The organism is Gilliamella sp. B2911, assembly GCF_026536965.1.
GTDB lineage: Bacteria > Pseudomonadota > Gammaproteobacteria > Enterobacterales > Orbaceae > Gilliamella > Gilliamella apicola_E.
On record NZ_JAFNNA010000006.1, the window covers coordinates 36251 to 55257 of the forward strand.

Sequence of the window (19007 nt, forward strand, 5' to 3'; positions counted from 1 at the left end):
TTTATAGTTTTAAGATTTATTTATGGTAATGTTTTTGCATCGTTTTGCTATATAAGGAAGTTCCATGACTCATTCAACCAATCCTTTGGTGCGTTTTTATTTTAAAGTAGGGCTTATTCCTCAAATTGTTTTGGGTTTGCTCTTTGGTATAACATTAGCAGCAATTTCTCAAGAAGTTGCGTTAAATATGTCTTTTATTGGCTCGCTCTTTATTAATGCCTTAAAATCCGTTGCGCCAATTTTGGTACTTATTTTAGTTATTGCGTCAATATCTAATCACCAACGTGGTAAACGCGCTAATATGGGTAAACTTTTTGCCCTATATTTTTCGGGTATGATGTTGGCCGCTTTGTTAGCAACTATTGCTAGTTTCATCTTTCCTTCTGATATTTCATTAGGTGATGCTGCGGATCAGAGCAAATTAACGCCTCCAGGTAGTATTATTGAAGTATTAAAAACTCTGCTAAATAAAATGATAGACAATCCTGTTAATGCGCTTGTTAATGCTAACTATATTGGGCTCATTGTTTGGGGAGTCGGAATTGGTATTGCATTAAGACACTCAAGTGAAACAACCAAAACGATGATGAGCGATCTTTCTTTAGCAATTTCATTCATTGTAAAAATCATTATTCGTTTTGCTCCATTAGGGGTTTTTGGTTTGGTTGCTTCAACACTTGCAGAAACAGGATTTGGTGAATTACTTAAGTATGCTCATCTATTAGTTGTATTAGTGTCTTGTATGTTAATTGTGGCATTGATTATTAATCCATTATTAGCTTATATTGTAATGCGTAAAAATCCGTATCCATTGGTTTTTACCTCATTAAAAGATAGTGCTATTCCTGCTTTCTTTACTCGTAGCTCAGCAGCAAATATTCCAGTTAATATCGAAATTTGTAAAAAATTAAAAATGGATGAAGATACTTATTCTGTCGCTGTACCACTGGGCGCAGCAATTAATATGTCAGGAGCGGCAATTACTATCACTATTTTAACGTTAGCTACCGTAAATTCTTTGCATATAGACGTTGATATTCTTTCTGCAGTATTACTTTGTATTGTGACGAGTATATGTGCTTGTGGTGCATCAGGAATCGCAGGTGGTTCATTACTGCTTATTCCTGTCGCTTGTAGCATGTTTGGAATTCCTAACGAAATTTCAGCTAAAGTTATTGGTATCGGTATAGCTATTGGTGTTATTCAAGATTCGGTTGAAACTGCGCTTAATTCATCAAGTGATGTTGTATTTATTGGTGCAGTATCAGAAAAAGTAAAACGTAATGAAACAAAATAGTTTTTTGATATTTAGAAATTAGTTTGTACTTACTTTAATAGCCTGATAAATAATAAATTTATCAGGCTTTTTTACAATTAAAAAGGTTTAATCACAAGGCCAATTATTGCATTTAGTGATATGACTATTTATCATAATTTAAAGCTCAATCATTGATATTCACCTAATATGTTGGAACTCTATGTCAATTAATCAAAATACTTTTGCAATAACACCTACAAGAATAGGTAATACAAAAAAAGGTAATGAGACAAGATCTGCCTTGATTCGTAGTGGAGTAGAGTTGATGACTACTTATGGGTATATTTCATCAAACATTGAAAGAATCTTAAAGCAGGTAGGAGTCCCCAAAGGTTCTTTTTATCATTACTTTAAAAGTAAGGAAGACTTTGGAATAGCAATTATAGCTAGCTATGACAGTTTTTTTACTCACAAATTAGATAAGCATTTAACCAATTCATCGATTGCTTCAGCTATTGATCGAATTTTAGCTTTTTATGAAGATGCAAAGCAAGGTATGGCAAAATATGATTTTAATCGAGGTTGCCTAATCGGTGAATTGATACAAGAAGAATCGTTATTACCGGATGGGTATGCACAAATACTTGAACAAATTTTACAAAATTGGCAAGCCAAACTTGAAAAATGCTTACTACTGGCACAACAATCTGGAGAATTAAGTTCACAAGCCAACTGCAAAGCACTTGCAGAATTTTTTTGGATTGGTTGGGAAGGTGCAGTAACTCGAAGCAAATTAATAAAAAAATCACAACCTTTAGATCTGTTTATGCAACTTTTTTTTGATAAAATCATCAATTAATATCAAAAGTTAATTTTGATTTATTTACCAATGCCGTCTTATTTTACAAACGCCATCTTATTTTACAAACACAATAACGACCATCAAAAGACACTTTGCATTATTTCGATTGCCTATCTTTAGGCAATATGATACAAATAAAAACGAATTGTCGAATTAGCTAGTTAAGCAAAAATCGATAATTTCAATAGTTAATCTCTCCACCCTGTACTTTGTGACACCATTTTATTTGTAAATAAAGCTATTTTATTTGTATTCATAAATGTCTTTAAATAATATTTTTAATTTTCAATAGGTTATTTTTTGTCTTCTTAAATGAAGGATCAGTTTTCATTTGGTTAATCTCTAACAGCATCTTCAATTAAAAGCTATATTTTACATAAATAGAATCATCTCTGATTAAGTGAGAGGAAATAATGAACAAAGTCTATAAGCTTATCTGGAATGCAGTTCGTCAAAGTTATGTTCCGACTTCGGAAAAAACTCAATCAAAAGGTAAAAGTTTTTCGGTTAATTTGCTGACAGTCGTTAGTTTAACTTCTGTGTTAACATCTAACAGCTATGCAAATGACACAGCCAACGATTTAAAAAATGACATACCTATTCAAAAGAGCATCATCAATCAATCATTAAACTTGTCATACAATGACAAATATCAACAAAATTTTATTAATCAACGTGCCGGTATCAGTCCCTTTGCTACCACAAAAATCATTACAATATCAAACGACATTGAAAACGCAAGTGATGGATACGACTTATCAACTGATACCAACACTACTGATCTCACCTTTAACCAAGCTGCTGGCTCAATAACCGGTCAAAATAGTGGTGTAAACATTTCTCACGGCGGTATTGGTTCAAGTAATATCATGCTGTCAGGTGTCATAACAGGAAAATCGGATAATGGACTTGTCGTAAAAAACACTGATACTACAAAAGATTTAAAAGTCACACAAATGGCTAACAGTACTATTCAAGGCAAAAATAATGGTATTGAAGTCGAAAATAAAGGTAATGGAACCACAACACTCACCACATCTGGACAGGTTGTCGGTGAGCAATCTAACGGAATACAAGCTAATAATGATAAGAATTCAAAGGATCTTAAAGTTATACAACTAGTAGGTAGTATATCTGGCGGCGCCAACGGAATTTATGCAAACAATAGCGGGCTTGGATCGACAACTGTCACAACCTCTGGCGAAGTCATTGGTGCCCACAATGAAGGAATTTACGTACATAACGATAAAACCGCCAAAGATATAAACGTTACACAAATGAAGGGCAGTAGTATCAAAGGATACTCAAATGGTGCAAGTATTATTAACGACGGTATAGGCTCAACCTTGGTTAATGCGTCTGGAAATATTGAAGGCCAAACCACAAATGGAATGTTTATCATTAACTATGAACAAACAGAAGATCTCACCGTCAATCAAATAGAAGGCACTATTCATGGTACTACCAACGGCATTAACATGAATAATTATGGTCGTGGTTCAACACTTGTCACGACCTCTGGTAATGTCATTGGTGATCAAGATGACGGGCTATTCAACACCAATGATACCAACGCTCATGATCTTACTCTCAATCAATTAGCAGGAAAAATTCAAGGTAAGAGAAATGGCATCAATATGGCGAATAATGGTAAAGGTTCAACCTATATCACCACATTAGGTGAAATTATTGGTACTGAAAATGATGGGCTCTATTCCATTAACGGCAATAGCAGTCAAGATCTAATTGTACATCAATCAGGCGGTACTGTGCATGGTAAACTTAATGGTATCAATCTTGCCAATCATGGAAACGGATCAACCACCATCAATTCCGTTGGTGATGTCATTGGCGATCAGAATGATGGTATGTATGTGGCTAATGATGCCAACACGCAAGATCTAACCATTAAACAAAACAGCGGAAAAATCAATGGTAATTTAAATGGCATTAATCTTGCAAATAAAGGGAAAGGCTCAACATTTATCACAACTAAAGGAACTGTGATAGGCAACCTAAGTGATGGCATGTATGCAATTAATGAAAATACCACTCAAAACATTATCGTAGAACAATCTGACGGTAGCATTCAAGGTAATAAGAATGGTATTAACATGGCAAATAAAGGGAACGGTTCGACCCAAATTACGACATCGGGTGAAATAATTGGTAAAAATAACGATGGTATGTATGCTTTTAATGATATCAATACGCAAAACATTACCGTCAATCAAGAACAAGGAAAAATAAACGGTAATTTAAACGGCATTAATATGGCCAATAGCGGAAAAGGCTCAACCACAATCAACACATCAGGCGAAGTGATTGGCAATCAAAATGACGGTTTATATTCAGCAAATCAATCCAATACCCAACATTTAACCATTAATCAATCCGCTGGAAGCATTAAAGGGAATAAAAATGGGATCAACATTGCAAATCATGGGAATGGATCGACCTCAATTTCAACCGCTGGCACAATAAAAGGTCAAAATAATGATGGTATGTACGCGTTAAACGGCGCGAAATCACATGATCTAACCGTTAAGCAATCATCTGGGGATATTTATGGTGAATTAAATGGTATCAATATGGCAAACAACGGGCTTGGTGACACTAACATTACTACTTTAGGATCAGTAACGGGTGCACAATACGATGGATTATATGCCGTTAACGATGTAAAAACCCAAAATATGAAGATAAATCATATAGGCGGTGACATTACAGGCAAAAAAAACGGTATCAATATTACCAACAAAGGGCAAGGTTCATCATATATAACATTAAGCGGAAATGTAACCGGTTCAACTTTTGATGCGGTCGTTGCTTCAAATCATACAACTGCTCAAGATTTATCGGTCATACTTGATAATAATGCCACTATTCAAGGACAACTTAATGGTATCAATTTAGTCAATAAAGGTCATGGCTCAACCTCTATTAACATTAATGGAAGCGTCATAAGTCATTCTTTAGATGCATTAATTGTAGCAAATGACACAACAACCAAAGATTTAACCTTTTCGCTTCAAAATCATGCAAATATTCAGGGAAGTAAAAATGGTGTCAATCTGACTAACCAAGGACAGGGATCGACAACCATTACTGTTGAAGGGAACATTAAAGCAGGACACGGCGATGCGATCTCTGCCTCGAATAAAAATAATGCTCAACATCTCTATATTGATCAGAAGTCAACAAGTAGCATAACCAGCTCGGAGAATGGGATTAATGTGACTAATTTAGGTACCGGTTTTTCATCCGTTACCGTATCGGGGAAAGTCAATGGTGACAATGGATCAGGAATATTAGTGAAAAATGGCAACACATCGAGTGATCTCATCTTATCGCAAACAGCGGGTAGCATCATTGGACTAAATAGTGGGATTAATGTCACCAACAACGGGACAGGCTTTACCAGAATTGATATCGCTGGTACAGTAATTGGTAAGGGAGAAAACCAACTTAGCCGGCCTGGTGCGGGTATCTATTCATCAGGCAACGTAGGGACAAAAACCTATCTAAATCTCAATGCGGGGGCAGATGTTTCAGCCGTAATAGGCGCATCAATCAAAAATGAAATTAGTGATGCGATCATTACCCTAAATGATGGTTCAAAAGTCAGTGGACTAATTCAGCTTGGCACAGGTAATAATACGCTGACCATTCATAAAAATGCAAATGTGACCGATCTCACCATTATTGATGGTGGTAGTGATGTGACTCGTAATGCACAATCAACTTCAACCGATACACTCAATCTTTACCAAAATCTGACGGGATCATCAACAAGTACAGGACGTATTGGCGATGTTTCTGTTCTTAATTGGGAAAACATCAATGTGGGACAAGCGGTAACTTTTACATTAACCGGTGATTTAGATACACAAAACCTCAACCTAAACTCGGATGCGGTTTTAAAATTACAAAGATCATTAAATCAAGCAACGGTAAACGGTAATGTGAATAATGCAGGCACCATTACGCTTAGTAATGCAAATGCTGGGGAAAATTTAATCATCAACGGTGACTATGTCGGCAACAATGGTAAATTAATACTGGATACTGTTGTACAAGGCAGCGAAAGCGATACCGATAGATTAAATGTGAATGGTCATGTCACTGGAAAAACACAAATACAGATAAATAATGTCAATGGGATTGGGGCTGACACCACAAACACAAACGGCATTAAAATTGTGAATGTAACAGGAAGCAGCACTAATGATGCTTTCAATCTTCAAGGTGGACATTTAGAAGCCGGTGCCTACGAATATTATCTTTATAAAGGGGATCTGAATAAGCAAAACGAAAATTGGTATTTACGCTCCTATTTGAAGAAAGAATCTGAAGATCAAAATAAAGATAAAACCAATAATGATTCGAACAACAATCATCAATCGGGCAATAAAGAAAATAATAATGACTTAAACCATATTATTGGTTCAAATCATGAACAAGAAGATAAAACGAATATCAATAACCGACGCATAACCTATCGAAAACAAGTACCGCTCTATTCAGCTGTTGGTGAACAATTACGCCAAGCTGATATTATCATGCTCAGCAATCTACATCAGCGCATTGGTAATACACCAACCAACGAAGAGACAAACACGTGGGGTAGAACCATTGCTGCACGCAACGATATAAAACAAAATGGCGTATTGAATACTCACAGCAAAGGAAATCACACCGGTTTACAATTAGGTAGTGATATCTGGCAGACTAATCATTGGCGTTTTGGTGCTTATTGGGGTTATCTCTACGGTGATTTAAAAGTTAACGGGTTTGCCAGTGGTGTAAATGGACATGTTGGAAAAAATACCACGAACACGTATTTTATCGGTGCTTATAGTACATATAACCATGATGACGGAAGTTATGTCGATCTCGTCTTGCAAGCGGCTCGACATAAAGTCAATATCAAACCAAACAGTAACGCCGACAGCAAACAAAAAGGTTATGGCGGCACCGCTTCAGTCGAATTTGGTAAACCTTTTACGTTATTTGATAATGGTTGGAAGCTAGAACCTCAAGCACAAATTATACACCAATGGCTTGATCTGGATAAAAGCCATATAAAAGGTAACACAACAGTCAAACACAGTAACAATAATGCTTGGCTATTCCGTATTGGGGGTAGAGTCGAAAACGAAGTTGACCTTGACCTAGGCACTTTACGTCCCTATGCAAGAGCAAACCTATTCTATTCGCCGAACGGAGATGATCATACACATTTTGCTACATCGAGTTACACAACATCAATCAGAAGTGGAGCTTCACACACCAGTACCGAATTGGCTATTGGTGGAAGTTTTGACATTAATAATCAATTAACCGCCTATGGCGAATTGGGTCATATTTGGTCAAATGGTGGAAATGCCCGAGTAAAAGCTCCAATCAATGGTTCAATAGGCATCAAAGCTAACTGGTAAATAGCGTAATAAACACAGACTAAACCGATATTATGTGATCTTAACAAATATCGGTTTTTTATATGAAAACAATCTTACAAATTTATGCTAGAAGAATTGACCTTAAAATTAACCACATTGATAAAAACAGTTAATACCATTTTTTACGTATCTAATAGATTGAATGATATTGATTGCAATAGACAAGACAGTTGGTCTATAATTTTTAGATCAATTGTCTAGTTACACAAAATCAGCCTGTTAATTGACTTGCTGATCGACCTATTGAGTAAATTAGCAAATCTTATACTGCCAAACGTAATAAGGAATAACCATGTCATTCAAAGCGATAGTATTAGAAAAAAATGATACTCACGGTTTTACCCATTCAATAAAAGCCGTACCTCAACAACAATTACTTGCTCAACAAGGCGACACACTAATCCAAGTCCACTATTCAAGTATCAACTATAAAGATGCGTTAGCACTGACTAACAAAAGCCCGGTTGTAAGACAATGGCCAATGATACCGGGCATTGATGGCGTGGGTAGTGTCATTGAATGTGCAAATGGTCACTATCAAAAAGGGGATATTGTCATCTTGAATGGTTGGGGATGTGGTGAAACGCACTGGGGATGTTTAGGGCAATATGCCTATTTAAAATCAGAATGGTTAATTCCATTACCGAAAAATATGACTCCTTATCAATCCATGGTGCTTGGCACGGCGGGATATACAGCGGCATTATGTGTGAAACGCATTATTGATTTTGGCGTTAAACCAGAAGATGGCAAGATTTTAGTTACGGGAGCGACAGGCGGTGTAGGTTCAGTTGCTGTCGCGTTATTGAGTAAATTAGGTTATCAGGTTGCTGCCTCCACTAGCAAAGTGGCAGATGAAGATTATCTGCATAAACTTGGTACTGTCGAAATTATTGATGGTCAATCTTTGAAAGAGCCTAATCGACCGTTACAAAAAGAGTTATGGTCTGCAGCAATCGACGTGGTTGGCTCTTATACATTAGCCAATATTTGTGCACAAACTCAATATGGTGGTATTGTTGCTTGTTGTGGTCTTGCGCAAGGTATGGATTTCCCTGCAACGGTTGCACCGTTTATTTTACGAGGAGTGACATTAGCTGGTGTGGATAGTGTGATGGCTAGTTATGATAAACGAATAGCTGCTTGGCAATTAATAGCAGAAAACATGGATGAAAAGCTGTATTCTCATATCGCCCAGACTATTGCATTAAATGAATGCATTGAAGTGGCAAATAAGATGATCGCAAGTAAAATTAAAGGTCGCTTTGTGGTTGATGTAAATAAGTAAATCAATATGCAATAAAGTGGTGTCATTTTACACCACTTTATTAGTACCTAGATCTATTCAGATAAAAATTAACACAATTGATTGTGTAATAATTCTTGTATTTCCTATAATATCAGACTAAATTTACTTTTAGCTGTTTTGAAAGTAAAATTCGCAATGACTGTTTAGAATGATTAATTTTATTTGAGTATTTTAAATAGGGGAATGTGATATGCCTTATCAAACACGAGATGACTTACCAGAATCTGTTCGACATGTTTTACCTGTCCATGCTCAAGATATTTTTAAAGAAGCATTCAATAGTGCCATAAAAGAGTATCAAGATCCTAAAAAACGACGAGACAATAGTTCACCAGAGCAAGTTGCTTTTCGTGTTGCTTGGTCAGCGGTTGAAAAGCTTTATCATAAAGATGAAAACGGCAAATGGGTTGCAAAATAGTAATTTTAACGATGTATACTTTTTTTTAACATTCTCATAATAGTGTATGATTTATGCTCAATAAAAACTAGTATAATCAAAGCCAACATATATGGTTGGCTTATTATTTTTTAAATGGAGACATTAAAATGTTTATTTTCTCTCTTACCTACCTGAAATCCATTAGTGAAGTAGAAAAATACTTACCGCAACATATCGATTATCTAGAACGTCATTATCAATCAGGGCATTTTATTGCTTCTGGTCGCAAAGTTCCTCGTACTGGTGGGGTGATTCTTTGTCGTGCAGAAAGTAAAGAACAAGCACTAGCAATAATGCAAGAAGATCCGTTTTATATTTATCAAATTGCCGAGTACGACATAATTGAATTTGTACCGACTAAATATGCCAACGGATTTGAAGCATTTATTTAATACTTACCAATTGAATATTCAAGCTTAAATATTCAATTTAGTGATATCTTCAAAATTTCATAAATATGATAGGAATTTGCTCGACTAATTGATCGTCATAATCCGCACGCAGATTTAATCAATATCTAAAATTGCAAATTTTTATGAATCCTTTTGCCACTATTCATCCTCTATATAATCAAATAAATGTTATTTAAAAGTCTTAGGAAATGATACTTTTAGCATAACAAAATTAAAAAATTCACAATAATTAAATTATATGAACCTAAAAAACGAAAAACTCATTCAAGCGGCTTGTATGGGCAATAAACAAGCTTTAGAACAACTACTTATCCTTTGCCAACCTGATAAAGGTTTGCTAGGCGAACTTGTTCTTCAGCTGAAGATGTTGAAGATGCTGTGCAAATCGCTCTTTGGCTAATGTATAGAAAAATTGGCACATTGAAAACAATAGCGACTTTCGCCAGCTGGTTATTTCGAATTATTGAAAGGGAGTGTTATCGATTATTTAGAGCTAGACAATCAAAAAGTATTAATAGTGAATTTAATCTAGAAAACATCGCTATGCAAAATACAGATTTGAGTCTGCATATTGATTTAACCAATGCTATTGGTTCGTTACCATTCATCTATCGTCAAGTATTAATTTTGCGCGATATTGAAGAATATAGTGCACCCGAAGTTGCTGAAAAATTGGGTATCACTATTGAGGCAGTAAAAAGCAGATTGCATCGAGCAAGAATGATTATAAAAGAAAAGTTGGATTCAAAAACCTATCTAAATTATCTTTTAAGATAAGTTGATACTGTTCTAAATATGTCCTAATTATGTTTAGGACATTCCAGCAATGCATATCTATTTTCCTTATCAATACGGAAAATATTGGTTCGTAATTCGATTTTTTTCCTTTTATACTTAACTTGAATTCTTAATAATACAGGTGCTTGATTATGAATAATAAAGGTTTACCAAAAGATTTTTTATGGGGTGGTGCGGTTGCTGCTCATCAATTAGAGGGTGCTTGGCAAGCTGGTGGTAAGGGGCCTAGTGTTGCCGATGTGATGACTGTTGGATCGCCTAAAAGTTATCGAAAAATTACCGAAGGAATCATTCCTGGTGAGTATTATCCTAATCACGAGGCTATCGACTTTTATCATCATTATAAAGATGATATTAAACTCTTCGCTGAAATGGGGTTTAAATGTTTTCGAACTTCGATTGCTTGGACTCGAATCTTCCCGAAAGGTGATGAGCTTGCACCAAATGAAGAAGGGTTGAAGTTTTATGATGATCTTTTCGATGAATGTTTAAAATATAATATTGAGCCGGTTGTTACCCTTTCGCACTTTGAATTACCTTATTATTTAGTTACCGAATATGGCGGTTTTCGTAATCGTAAATTAATTGATTTCTTTGTGCGCTTTGCAGAGGTTTGCTTTGATCGTTACAAAAATAAAGTTAAATATTGGATGACGTTTAATGAAATCAATAATCAAGCCAATTTTGATGAAGACTTTGCACCGTTTACTAACTCTGGTATCTACTATAAAGCTGGCGATAATCGTGAACAAATAATGTATCAAGCGGCACATTATGAATTGGTTGCTAGTGCAAAAGCGGTGCAAATAGGTCATGCTATCAATCCTGATTTTCAAATTGGTTGTATGATTGCCGTTGTGCCAATCTATCCGGAAACCTGTAAACCAGGTGATATCTTAATGGCTCAAAAAGTCATGGAACGTAAGTATTTCTTTACTGATGTTCATGTTCATGGTCAATATCCTAATCATATTATCAAATACTGGCAACGCAAAGGCTTTAAATTAGACGTGACAAGCCAAGATCTCGAAGTATTAGAAAACGGTACAGTCGATTACATTGGTTTTAGTTATTACATGTCTAATGCGATTAGAAAAAAATCAGATAACTATGAATATAATGAAAAAACCGATTTAATTGGTAATCAATACGTTAAAAAATCTGATTGGGGGTGGCAGATCGATCCGGAAGGTTTGCGCTACACATTAAATTGGCTAACTGATATGTATCATTTACCGCTTTTCATTGTGGAAAATGGATTTGGTGCATATGATAAAGTTGAAGCTGATGGAAGTATTCATGATAGTTATCGTATTGAATATCTTCGAGAACATATTAAACAAATGAAGTTAGCGGTTGAAGAAGATGGTGTAGATTTGATGGGATATACTCCATGGGGTTGTATTGATTTAGTGTCAGCTGGAACCGGTGAAATGGAAAAACGTTACGGCTTTATTTATGTTGATAAAGACAATAAAGGTAATGGAACCTTAAAACGTAGCCGTAAAGATTCATTTGCTTGGTATAAAAAAGTCATTGAGTCAAATGGTGAAACCTTATAACGATTTAAATTCATTAGGAGAAGTTATGAAAAAAGCGTTAATTATTTGTGCAGCTGGCATGTCATCATCGCTTATGGCCAAAAAGGTAACTGAATTTTTTGCTAGTAAAAATGTACCTATTGAACTTGATGCGGTATCTGCAACTGAAGGTAGTAATAAAATTAAAAATAGTGATTTTTCACTGTTTTTAATTAGTCCACAAACCATGATGATGTTTGATAAATTAAAAGCATTTGGTGATGAAGTGGGTAAACCTGTTGTGAGTATTCCTTTTCAGGCTTATATTCCAATTCAATCTGGTATTGAACAACTAGCTAAATTAGTTGAGGACAATATTAATTAAATTTAGGCAAATCTGAGTTCTACCGTTCTTGATGCGATTGTTTAGTTTAATAATCGCATCATAGAAGTAGCTTATATTTTAATGACTTGATCTTTTAGGATAATTCTCATTAATAGTTAAGGTATAGTAGATAATGATAAAACAAAAACAACGAGAACTTATTAGTTTATTAATTCGTTCTAAAAATGGATTTAAAAGTAGTCAAGAACTCGCGGAGGAATTATCGTTATCAGATCGTACTGTACGTACCTATCTTAAAGATTTAAAAACATTAATAGAACGCAATGGCGGTAATATTGTTAGTAAACAAGGCTATGGTTTTCAACTTGAAATATTAGATCGAACTGCATTTAATTTATTTTTGATTGAATATCATTTATTAGATAAAAATATTGAGAAATCCCAATGCCGGGAAGCAAGTGAACGAAAGCACTATATCCTTAATTTATTATTACTTGAAAGCCAAAAAATTGATGTTGAAGCATTATCTGAACAGCTATTTATTAGCTCATCCCAATTGAATAAAGATATTACGGAAATTAAGTCCCAATTACAACCTTATGAACTCACGCTTAAAAAAAGCCATTCTTTAATTTATGTTGATGGTGAAGAAAAAGCTAAACGTCATTTTATTATGAGTTACTTTTTTCATGAGGATTCAATCAATTTTTTACACCATTTATCCTATTTTAATCAAGCATGTGAAGCAATTAGCTTTGATACCTTAACTATCATTATTTTAGATGAGTGTCGTGAAGCGAATATCAAATTATCTGATGTAATGATTCAAAATATAGTCCTACATTTGTCATTAAGTATTAAACGTTTGCAGTCGGGGCTTACAATCCAAAATCTTGATTTACTTGTTTCAGCTGATTCAGCTATTGAATATCAAGTTGCTAATCGAATCATCGCTCGTATTGAATCGATAATTGGTTTTCATTTTCCTAAAGAAGAGCAAATGTACCTTACGCTACATTTGATGAGTAAATCAAATTTAATCCAAGACGATCTTGATGAAGAACTTGGCGCTTTATTAACTAATTTACTTTTAAAAATTGAACAAGAAACAGGCTATCCTTTTTGGCATGATGAACAGTTGAAAAATGGGTTAATTCAGCATTTAAAACCAATGCTTGTGCGTTTAGCACAGAATATAAAATTAGAAAATCCTCTAATAGATGAAATTAAAAGCCAATATGGTGAAGTTTTTGGGTTAGTTAAACATTATTTCAATCAACTACCCAATTTAAATAAATATGACGTCATTGATGATGAGTGGGGATATTTAGCACTTCATTTTTTAGCATCACTGGAAAAATTAAAAAATGAACAGAAAGCTAAAGTATTAATTATCTGCGCAACGGGGCTTGGTAGTGCACAATTACTTAAAAATCGAGTAGAAAGTGAATTTGATGAGCGAGTAAAAATTATAGCAACACGTGGTTATTATGAAATAGAACAAGGGATGTTAAATGATATCGATTTTATTATTTCTTCTGTCGATTTATCATCCAAAGTATTTAAAGTACCAGTATTTCATGTCTCTGTATTTTTTTGTGAGGAAGATGTTCAAGCAATTCGCCGATATCTTTCTCATAGACAAACCCCCAATTCATTACCCAAAAATTTCTTACCAATTGATGATAAAAAACAGAATCATTCAAAATATATAGCTCAAGTATTTGATGAAATTGCTGCTGATTTTTTTTACTTGTGTCCCAATAAACCATCTAAACAAGCCGTGTTGGATCATTTGCTTGATTTATTATCTATCAATGAATCAAAGAACTTTAAGCAAGAGATGAAAAAACAGATGGAAAAAAGGATGGCGTTAGGTGAAATAATCTTTAGTCCAACCATAGTGGTTCCTCATCCAGCTATTCCAGTAGGTAAGATAGCCAAAATAGCGATTGCTGTTATGCCTCAAGGTGTGAGTTGGGATATAAATTATCAAGATGTTAAGTTTATTTTTATGATTTCTCCATCAATATACCAAAATTCCAACTTAGCTATGATGACCAAAGCGATTGTCAATTTAATTGATGATTTAGCTATGCAAGATGCAATGTTAAAAATTACCGATTTTAATCAATTCAAATCTTACTTTATCCAACTAATTGAAAAAGGAGCGTAGCAATGACTGACATAATGAGCTCGGAGGATATTCAAATTACTGCTTTCAATATTATTTTGCATAGTGGTAATGCCAAAACCAAAATTCACCTTGCATTTAAAGCGATGAGAGAGGCTAATTTCGAACAAGCAACGCAGTTACTTGAAGAAGCCAATCATGAGATTTTAGAAGCACATAAATCTCAAACTGAATTGCTTCAATCTTATGCAAGTGGCACTAAAATTGAGATGGAAATCATTATGGTTCATGCTCAAGATCATTTGATGACGACGATGACATTGAGAGAAATTGCTATTGAGATGTCCCATCTATATCAACAAACATATAAGTTATCAAATCAATAAAGAGGTTTGAGATGAATACACCACTAGAAAGCCAACTTAAATTACATAAAAAAGTTAGTTTGACTAACCTCTATTTTAATCGCTTTTTAGCGGTTCGTTATGCTACAGCATTTTTTTTGTTTATAAATCTCTATTGGGCAGTTTTTTTGATGGGAAGTTTATCTATAGCTATCGTGCTACCTATTATGCTCATAATACTTGCTACGCTAACCAGTTTTGAGCAAATTAAACTTTATCGAAATCATAAAAACCATCTACGCTATGCAAGTTTATTTTATCAAATAATGTTGATATCTATCATTGCGTTAATTGTTTCGATATTCACTCCATTATTTCACTTTTTCTTTCCATTCTTAAAAAATTCACAAGAGGCCATAAACATACTATTGGGAATAATGTTAACAAGTTTAGTTTTTACAATTCTTATATTAATAAAATTGAAAAAAATCGAACGTAATGAGGATAAACATTTTAAAAGAATTCAAGCTTATCAAGAAATCATTAATTAAATGAGGAAAACAAAATGAATACCGGATTTGTGTTGCTACAAAAATATCTAATGACTCCGATGGCTAAAATATCGCAGTTTAAGATTGTAAGGGCAGTAATGGCAGCGGGGATGGCATCAGTTCCTTTTTGTATCGTTGGGTCGATGTTTTTAGTATTTAATACATTACCAATGACATTTACTGGATTAGAAACTCTTTTCCAAAATACCATTTTCAAAGTAAGCGATCTTTATATGATTGCGAACACAGCGACAATGGGAATATTGGCGCTTTATTTTAATATTGTAGTTGGTTATGAATTAACCAAAATTGAGGAAGAAGAAACCGGTTTAAAAGTGAATGCGCTTAATGGTGCTATGTTATCAGTATTTGCTTTTGTTATGACTTTACCGGAATTAGTTCTACAAAATGGTTCTATGGTATTACTTAGTGACCAAAGTGAAGTCTTCAATGGATTACGATTACAACCATTTGTTTTCCGATTAGGTACTTCGGGTATTTTTATTGCAATAGTAATGGCTATTGTGGCAACTCAACTTTATTTCCTCTGTGTACGTCGTAACTGGGTGGTTAAAATGCCTGAAACCGTTCCATTAGGTGTATCACGCTCATTTACTGCACTAATTCCAACCTTTGTTATTGCTTTTACAGTTATTATTTTAAACGGTATTTTAATTTTCTTTGGTACTGATATTTTCGATATTATTGGTGTTCCATTTACCTTTGTAACCAATTTGACTAAAAGCTGGCTTGGTATTATGGTCATTTTATTTTTAATTCATGCGCTTTGGGTTGTAGGTATTCATGGTGCAAGTATCATTGGTGCTTTTATAACACCAATAATGCTGGCTAATATGAATGAAAACGTTGGTGGTGCTCATATTCCATTTGCGGGAGAGTTTAACAATTCTTTGGTTATTTTAGGTGGTTCAGGTTCTACACTTCTTATGACATTCTTTATTGCTTTTTGTGCTAAGTCGAGTCAATTGAAAATTTTAGGTCGAGCCTCAGCAGTTCCTGCAATCTTTAATATCAATGAGCCAATTATTTTTGGTATGCCGATAGTTTATAACCCATATCTTGCCATACCATTTTTATTAGCGCCAATGGCTTGTGGTACTTTAGGTTATTTTGCTATAAGTAGTGGTTTTATGAATCCTATTATTGCGCTAGTGCCGTGGCCATCACCAATGGGATTAGGGGCATTTATTGGTACCGGTGGTGATTATCGTGCTATGTTTGTTGCGATACTTTCAGCAATATTAGCTTTGGTGATTTATTTGCCGTTTGTCAAAATGTACGACAATAAACTTTATAAAGAAGAACAAGTAAAATCAGAAACAGAAGTTCAAACTGAAGAATAAGTCACAAAATCGTTTAATGAATTATTCTTGTTAAGGTAGTAATAGATAGAAAAAATAAATTGATATAATAAAAAACCCGTTATAGTAAACGGGTTTTTTTATTGCTATTATCTGATGATTATTCAGGAATAATCTCAACAATAATTTTAGCAAAAGCTTCGCTATGTACTTGGAATAACACTTCGTGTTCACCAGTAGTACGTAATACACCATTTGGCAGGCGAACTTCGCTTTTTGATACTTGAATACCACGAGCTTTAACTGCATCAGCGATATCACGAGTACCAATTGAACCGAATAGACGACCTTCATCACCCGCTTTAGAAGTAATAGTTACTTTACCTAATGCATTGATTTCAGATACGCGCTCTTCTGCGGCTTTTAACGTTTCTGCTAGTTTTGCTTCTAATTCAGCACGACGCGCTTCAAAGAATTCAATATTCTTTTTAGTCGCAGGTACTGCTTTACCTTGTGGAATTAAAAAGTTACGAGCATAACCCGCTTTAACATTAACTTGATCACCTAAGCTGCCTAAATTAGCAACTTTATCGAGTAGAATAATTTGCATTATATGTTCCCTCTGTTGCTAATTACTGATGGTTGTCAGTATATGGTAATAATGCCAAGTAACGAGCGCGTTTGATAGCGCGAGCTAATTGACGTTGATATTTTGCGCTAGTACCAGTGATACGGCTTGGTACAATTTTACCACTTTCTGTGATATAGCTTTTTAATAAAGAAACATCTTTATAATCAATTTCTTTAACGCCTTCTGCTGTAAAACGGCAGAATTTGCGACGACGGAAATAACGTGCCATTTGGCTATTCTCCTAATAGTTTAATTTGGTCAGCATGTAAAACTAATTGACTGGTTTTATCTCGTTTAGTATGTGTGCTGATAAAGCCACTTACTAATACTTTGCTGCCTTTTTTAATACTGTAACTTAACTCTTGTTGTCCACTGACAATAACTGGCATTGTGCACCATGCTTGTCTTGGGAATCCTGCTTCGATTTGTTCAGAAACGTGTTCTAAATAAAACTGGCAGTGTAAAATCCCACTGGGACTCATTTTTTTTATCGGGGTTTTGGTAACCAAGCCCGACAAAACTAAACGATTATTCTTCTGAATCATCGTCCATGTTTACATCGCTATAATCTTCTTCTGAACTACGACGTTCATCTTTAGCTTTTAGCATAGGTGATGTTTCAGTTACAGCGTGTTTTGTGCGCATAATTAAACTGCGAATTACTGCATCATTGAAACGGAAGTTATCTTCAAGTTCATTTACTGCTTCTTGAGTAGCTTCTACATTCATTAACACATAGTGTGCTTTATGCAGTTTTTCGATAGGATAGGCTAATTGGCGACGACCCCAATCTTCTAAACGATGGATTTTTCCACCATCAGTGGTTAATGTACCAGTATAACGTTCAATCATACCAGGTACTTGTTCACTTTGATCTGGGTGAACCATAAATACAATTTCGTAATGACGCATTATCGCTCCCTACGGATTAATCAGCTTTCTGTCGGGGCAACCGCAACCCATTGAAAGCAAGGAACATGAAAATTAAGCGGTTGAAATCGACGGCGCATTATATATCAAATTAATCTCTTTAACAAATGAATAAGTTATAAAAATACGATTTGGCTATTTACGAGGAAAATATAGTCTTAATCATCAAAAAAACGGCTACTAGCTCCCTCAAAAACCCCGTTCCTCAACTTTTTTTATCAAAATATGAAGCGTAAATATAAAAATGTAACGATATCTATACATTTTTGTCATTAAAGTATGCTATTCTTAACAGAATAAAAATTTAAAATTAATAGCTATTTTTTTAGGGAGTGTTTATATGGCTGAAGAAACCATTTTTAGTAAGATTATTCGCCGTGAAATTCCTTCTGATATTGTCTTTCAAGATGATAAAGTTACTGCATTTCGAGATATTTCGCCTCAAGCTCCTACACATATCTTAATTATTCCCAATAAATTGATTCCAACCATAAATCATATAGAAGCGTCTGATGAAGCTTTGCTTGGTCATATGGTGGTAGTGGCAGCTAAAATTGCCAAGCAGGAAGGTATTGATGAGAGTGGTTACCGTCTAATTATGAATTGTAATAAGGATGCGGGACAAGAAGTCTTTCATATTCATATGCATTTATTGGGTGGTAAAAATTTAGGGCGATTAATAGGTTAA

At 34.6% G+C, this 19007-nt stretch carries 19 protein-coding genes; 15 read left to right on the forward strand and 4 right to left on the reverse strand.

The window, feature by feature from the left end; genetic code table 11:
- Positions 1-64 precede the first annotated feature (64 nt).
- From sstT to celB, 14 genes are all read left to right on the forward strand, one after another.
- A complete protein-coding gene (gene sstT / locus J3U27_RS06750) occupies positions 65-1297 on the forward strand; it encodes a serine/threonine transporter SstT (RefSeq protein WP_065734369.1) in 1233 nt (410 codons plus the stop codon).
- A 181-nt stretch (positions 1298-1478) separates the two neighbouring features.
- Positions 1479-2117 carry a TetR/AcrR family transcriptional regulator gene (locus J3U27_RS06755; protein ID WP_267377103.1) on the forward strand — a complete coding sequence of 213 codons (639 nt, stop codon included), beginning with the start codon at positions 1479-1481 and terminating at the stop codon, positions 2115-2117.
- Between the two features lie 416 nt (positions 2118-2533).
- On the forward strand, positions 2534-7561 hold the full coding sequence (locus J3U27_RS06760; RefSeq protein WP_267377104.1) for an autotransporter outer membrane beta-barrel domain-containing protein: 5028 nt from the start codon (positions 2534-2536) through the stop codon (positions 7559-7561).
- A gap of 313 nt (positions 7562-7874) precedes the next feature.
- Complete coding sequence (locus J3U27_RS06765; RefSeq protein ID WP_267377105.1) at positions 7875-8870, forward strand: MDR family oxidoreductase; 996 nt, start codon at positions 7875-7877, stop codon at positions 8868-8870.
- Between the two features lie 211 nt (positions 8871-9081).
- On the forward strand, positions 9082-9309 hold the full coding sequence (locus J3U27_RS06770; protein ID WP_267330175.1) for a ChaB family protein: 228 nt from the start codon (positions 9082-9084) through the stop codon (positions 9307-9309).
- A 128-nt stretch (positions 9310-9437) separates the two neighbouring features.
- Complete coding sequence (locus tag J3U27_RS06775; protein WP_065734374.1) at positions 9438-9722, forward strand: YciI family protein; 285 nt, start codon at positions 9438-9440, stop codon at positions 9720-9722.
- 259 nt (positions 9723-9981) lie between these two features.
- The gene (locus tag J3U27_RS06780; RefSeq protein WP_267377106.1) at positions 9982-10143 is read left to right on the forward strand and encodes a hypothetical protein; all 162 of its coding nucleotides are present in this window, start codon (positions 9982-9984) and stop codon (positions 10141-10143) included.
- Complete coding sequence (locus J3U27_RS06785; protein WP_267377107.1) at positions 10122-10520, forward strand: RNA polymerase sigma factor; 399 nt, start codon at positions 10122-10124, stop codon at positions 10518-10520. Before J3U27_RS06780 ends, J3U27_RS06785 begins: the two co-directional genes overlap by 22 nt.
- A gap of 152 nt (positions 10521-10672) precedes the next feature.
- Complete coding sequence (locus J3U27_RS06790; protein WP_267377108.1) at positions 10673-12103, forward strand: 6-phospho-beta-glucosidase; 1431 nt, start codon at positions 10673-10675, stop codon at positions 12101-12103.
- A 25-nt stretch (positions 12104-12128) separates the two neighbouring features.
- Positions 12129-12446: a PTS cellobiose transporter subunit IIB gene (locus J3U27_RS06795; protein WP_267377109.1), complete on the forward strand. Its 318-nt coding sequence runs from the start codon at positions 12129-12131 to the stop codon at positions 12444-12446.
- A 133-nt stretch (positions 12447-12579) separates the two neighbouring features.
- Positions 12580-14583, forward strand: coding sequence for a BglG family transcription antiterminator (locus J3U27_RS06800; RefSeq protein WP_267377110.1), 2004 nt, complete (start codon positions 12580-12582; stop codon positions 14581-14583).
- 2 nt (positions 14584-14585) lie between these two features.
- The gene (locus tag J3U27_RS06805; protein ID WP_065563080.1) at positions 14586-14927 is read left to right on the forward strand and encodes a PTS cellobiose transporter subunit IIA; all 342 of its coding nucleotides are present in this window, start codon (positions 14586-14588) and stop codon (positions 14925-14927) included.
- Between the two features lie 11 nt (positions 14928-14938).
- Positions 14939-15436, forward strand: coding sequence for a hypothetical protein (locus J3U27_RS06810; RefSeq protein ID WP_065563079.1), 498 nt, complete (start codon positions 14939-14941; stop codon positions 15434-15436).
- Between the two features lie 14 nt (positions 15437-15450).
- Positions 15451-16800: a PTS cellobiose transporter subunit IIC gene (celB, locus tag J3U27_RS06815; RefSeq protein WP_267337484.1), complete on the forward strand. Its 1350-nt coding sequence runs from the start codon at positions 15451-15453 to the stop codon at positions 16798-16800.
- 118 nt (positions 16801-16918) lie between these two features.
- Here celB and rplI read toward each other — a convergent pair whose 3' ends face one another.
- The 4 genes from rplI to rpsF are packed head-to-tail and all read right to left on the reverse strand — an operon-like array spanning position 16919 to position 18301.
- Positions 16919-17368: a 50S ribosomal protein L9 gene (gene rplI, locus J3U27_RS06820; RefSeq protein WP_065563077.1), complete on the reverse strand. Its 450-nt coding sequence runs from the start codon at positions 17366-17368 to the stop codon at positions 16919-16921.
- A 22-nt stretch (positions 17369-17390) separates the two neighbouring features.
- Positions 17391-17618, reverse strand: a complete 228-nt coding sequence (gene rpsR / locus J3U27_RS06825; RefSeq protein ID WP_025314965.1) for a 30S ribosomal protein S18 — start codon at positions 17616-17618, stop codon at positions 17391-17393.
- Positions 17619-17622: 4 nt separating this feature from the next.
- The gene (gene priB / locus J3U27_RS06830; protein WP_065563076.1) at positions 17623-17934 is read right to left on the reverse strand and encodes a primosomal replication protein N; all 312 of its coding nucleotides are present in this window, start codon (positions 17932-17934) and stop codon (positions 17623-17625) included.
- Positions 17918-18301, reverse strand: coding sequence for a 30S ribosomal protein S6 (rpsF, locus tag J3U27_RS06835; RefSeq protein ID WP_034882519.1), 384 nt, complete (start codon positions 18299-18301; stop codon positions 17918-17920). Before rpsF ends, priB begins: the two co-directional genes overlap by 17 nt.
- Positions 18302-18659: 358 nt before the next feature.
- Between rpsF and hinT the strand changes: the two genes are divergently transcribed.
- Positions 18660-19007: a purine nucleoside phosphoramidase gene (gene hinT, locus J3U27_RS06840; RefSeq protein WP_267330180.1), complete on the forward strand. Its 348-nt coding sequence runs from the start codon at positions 18660-18662 to the stop codon at positions 19005-19007.

What these genes read in the sequence shown, in the direction of transcription:
- sstT (WP_065734369.1), top strand. Translation starts at nt 65, where the DNA reads ATGACTCATTCAACCAATCCTTTGGTGCGTTTTTATTTTAAAGTAGGG.
- J3U27_RS06755 (WP_267377103.1), top strand. Translation starts at nt 1,479, where the DNA reads ATGTCAATTAATCAAAATACTTTTGCAATAACACCTACAAGAATAGGT.
- J3U27_RS06760 (WP_267377104.1), top strand. Translation starts at nt 2,534, where the DNA reads ATGAACAAAGTCTATAAGCTTATCTGGAATGCAGTTCGTCAAAGTTAT.
- J3U27_RS06765 (WP_267377105.1), top strand. Translation starts at nt 7,875, where the DNA reads ATGTCATTCAAAGCGATAGTATTAGAAAAAAATGATACTCACGGTTTT.
- J3U27_RS06770 (WP_267330175.1), top strand. Translation starts at nt 9,082, where the DNA reads ATGCCTTATCAAACACGAGATGACTTACCAGAATCTGTTCGACATGTT.
- J3U27_RS06775 (WP_065734374.1), top strand. Translation starts at nt 9,438, where the DNA reads ATGTTTATTTTCTCTCTTACCTACCTGAAATCCATTAGTGAAGTAGAA.
- J3U27_RS06780 (WP_267377106.1), top strand. Translation starts at nt 9,982, where the DNA reads ATGAACCTAAAAAACGAAAAACTCATTCAAGCGGCTTGTATGGGCAAT.
- J3U27_RS06790 (WP_267377108.1), top strand. Translation starts at nt 10,673, where the DNA reads ATGAATAATAAAGGTTTACCAAAAGATTTTTTATGGGGTGGTGCGGTT.
- J3U27_RS06795 (WP_267377109.1), top strand. Translation starts at nt 12,129, where the DNA reads ATGAAAAAAGCGTTAATTATTTGTGCAGCTGGCATGTCATCATCGCTT.
- J3U27_RS06800 (WP_267377110.1), top strand. Translation starts at nt 12,580, where the DNA reads ATGATAAAACAAAAACAACGAGAACTTATTAGTTTATTAATTCGTTCT.
- J3U27_RS06805 (WP_065563080.1), top strand. Translation starts at nt 14,586, where the DNA reads ATGACTGACATAATGAGCTCGGAGGATATTCAAATTACTGCTTTCAAT.
- J3U27_RS06810 (WP_065563079.1), top strand. Translation starts at nt 14,939, where the DNA reads ATGAATACACCACTAGAAAGCCAACTTAAATTACATAAAAAAGTTAGT.
- celB (WP_267337484.1), top strand. Translation starts at nt 15,451, where the DNA reads ATGAATACCGGATTTGTGTTGCTACAAAAATATCTAATGACTCCGATG.
- rplI (WP_065563077.1), bottom strand. Translation starts at nt 17,368, where the DNA reads ATGCAAATTATTCTACTCGATAAAGTTGCTAATTTAGGCAGCTTAGGT.
- rpsR (WP_025314965.1), bottom strand. Translation starts at nt 17,618, where the DNA reads ATGGCACGTTATTTCCGTCGTCGCAAATTCTGCCGTTTTACAGCAGAA.
- priB (WP_065563076.1), bottom strand. Translation starts at nt 17,934, where the DNA reads ATGATTCAGAAGAATAATCGTTTAGTTTTGTCGGGCTTGGTTACCAAA.
- rpsF (WP_034882519.1), bottom strand. Translation starts at nt 18,301, where the DNA reads ATGCGTCATTACGAAATTGTATTTATGGTTCACCCAGATCAAAGTGAA.
- hinT (WP_267330180.1), top strand. Translation starts at nt 18,660, where the DNA reads ATGGCTGAAGAAACCATTTTTAGTAAGATTATTCGCCGTGAAATTCCT.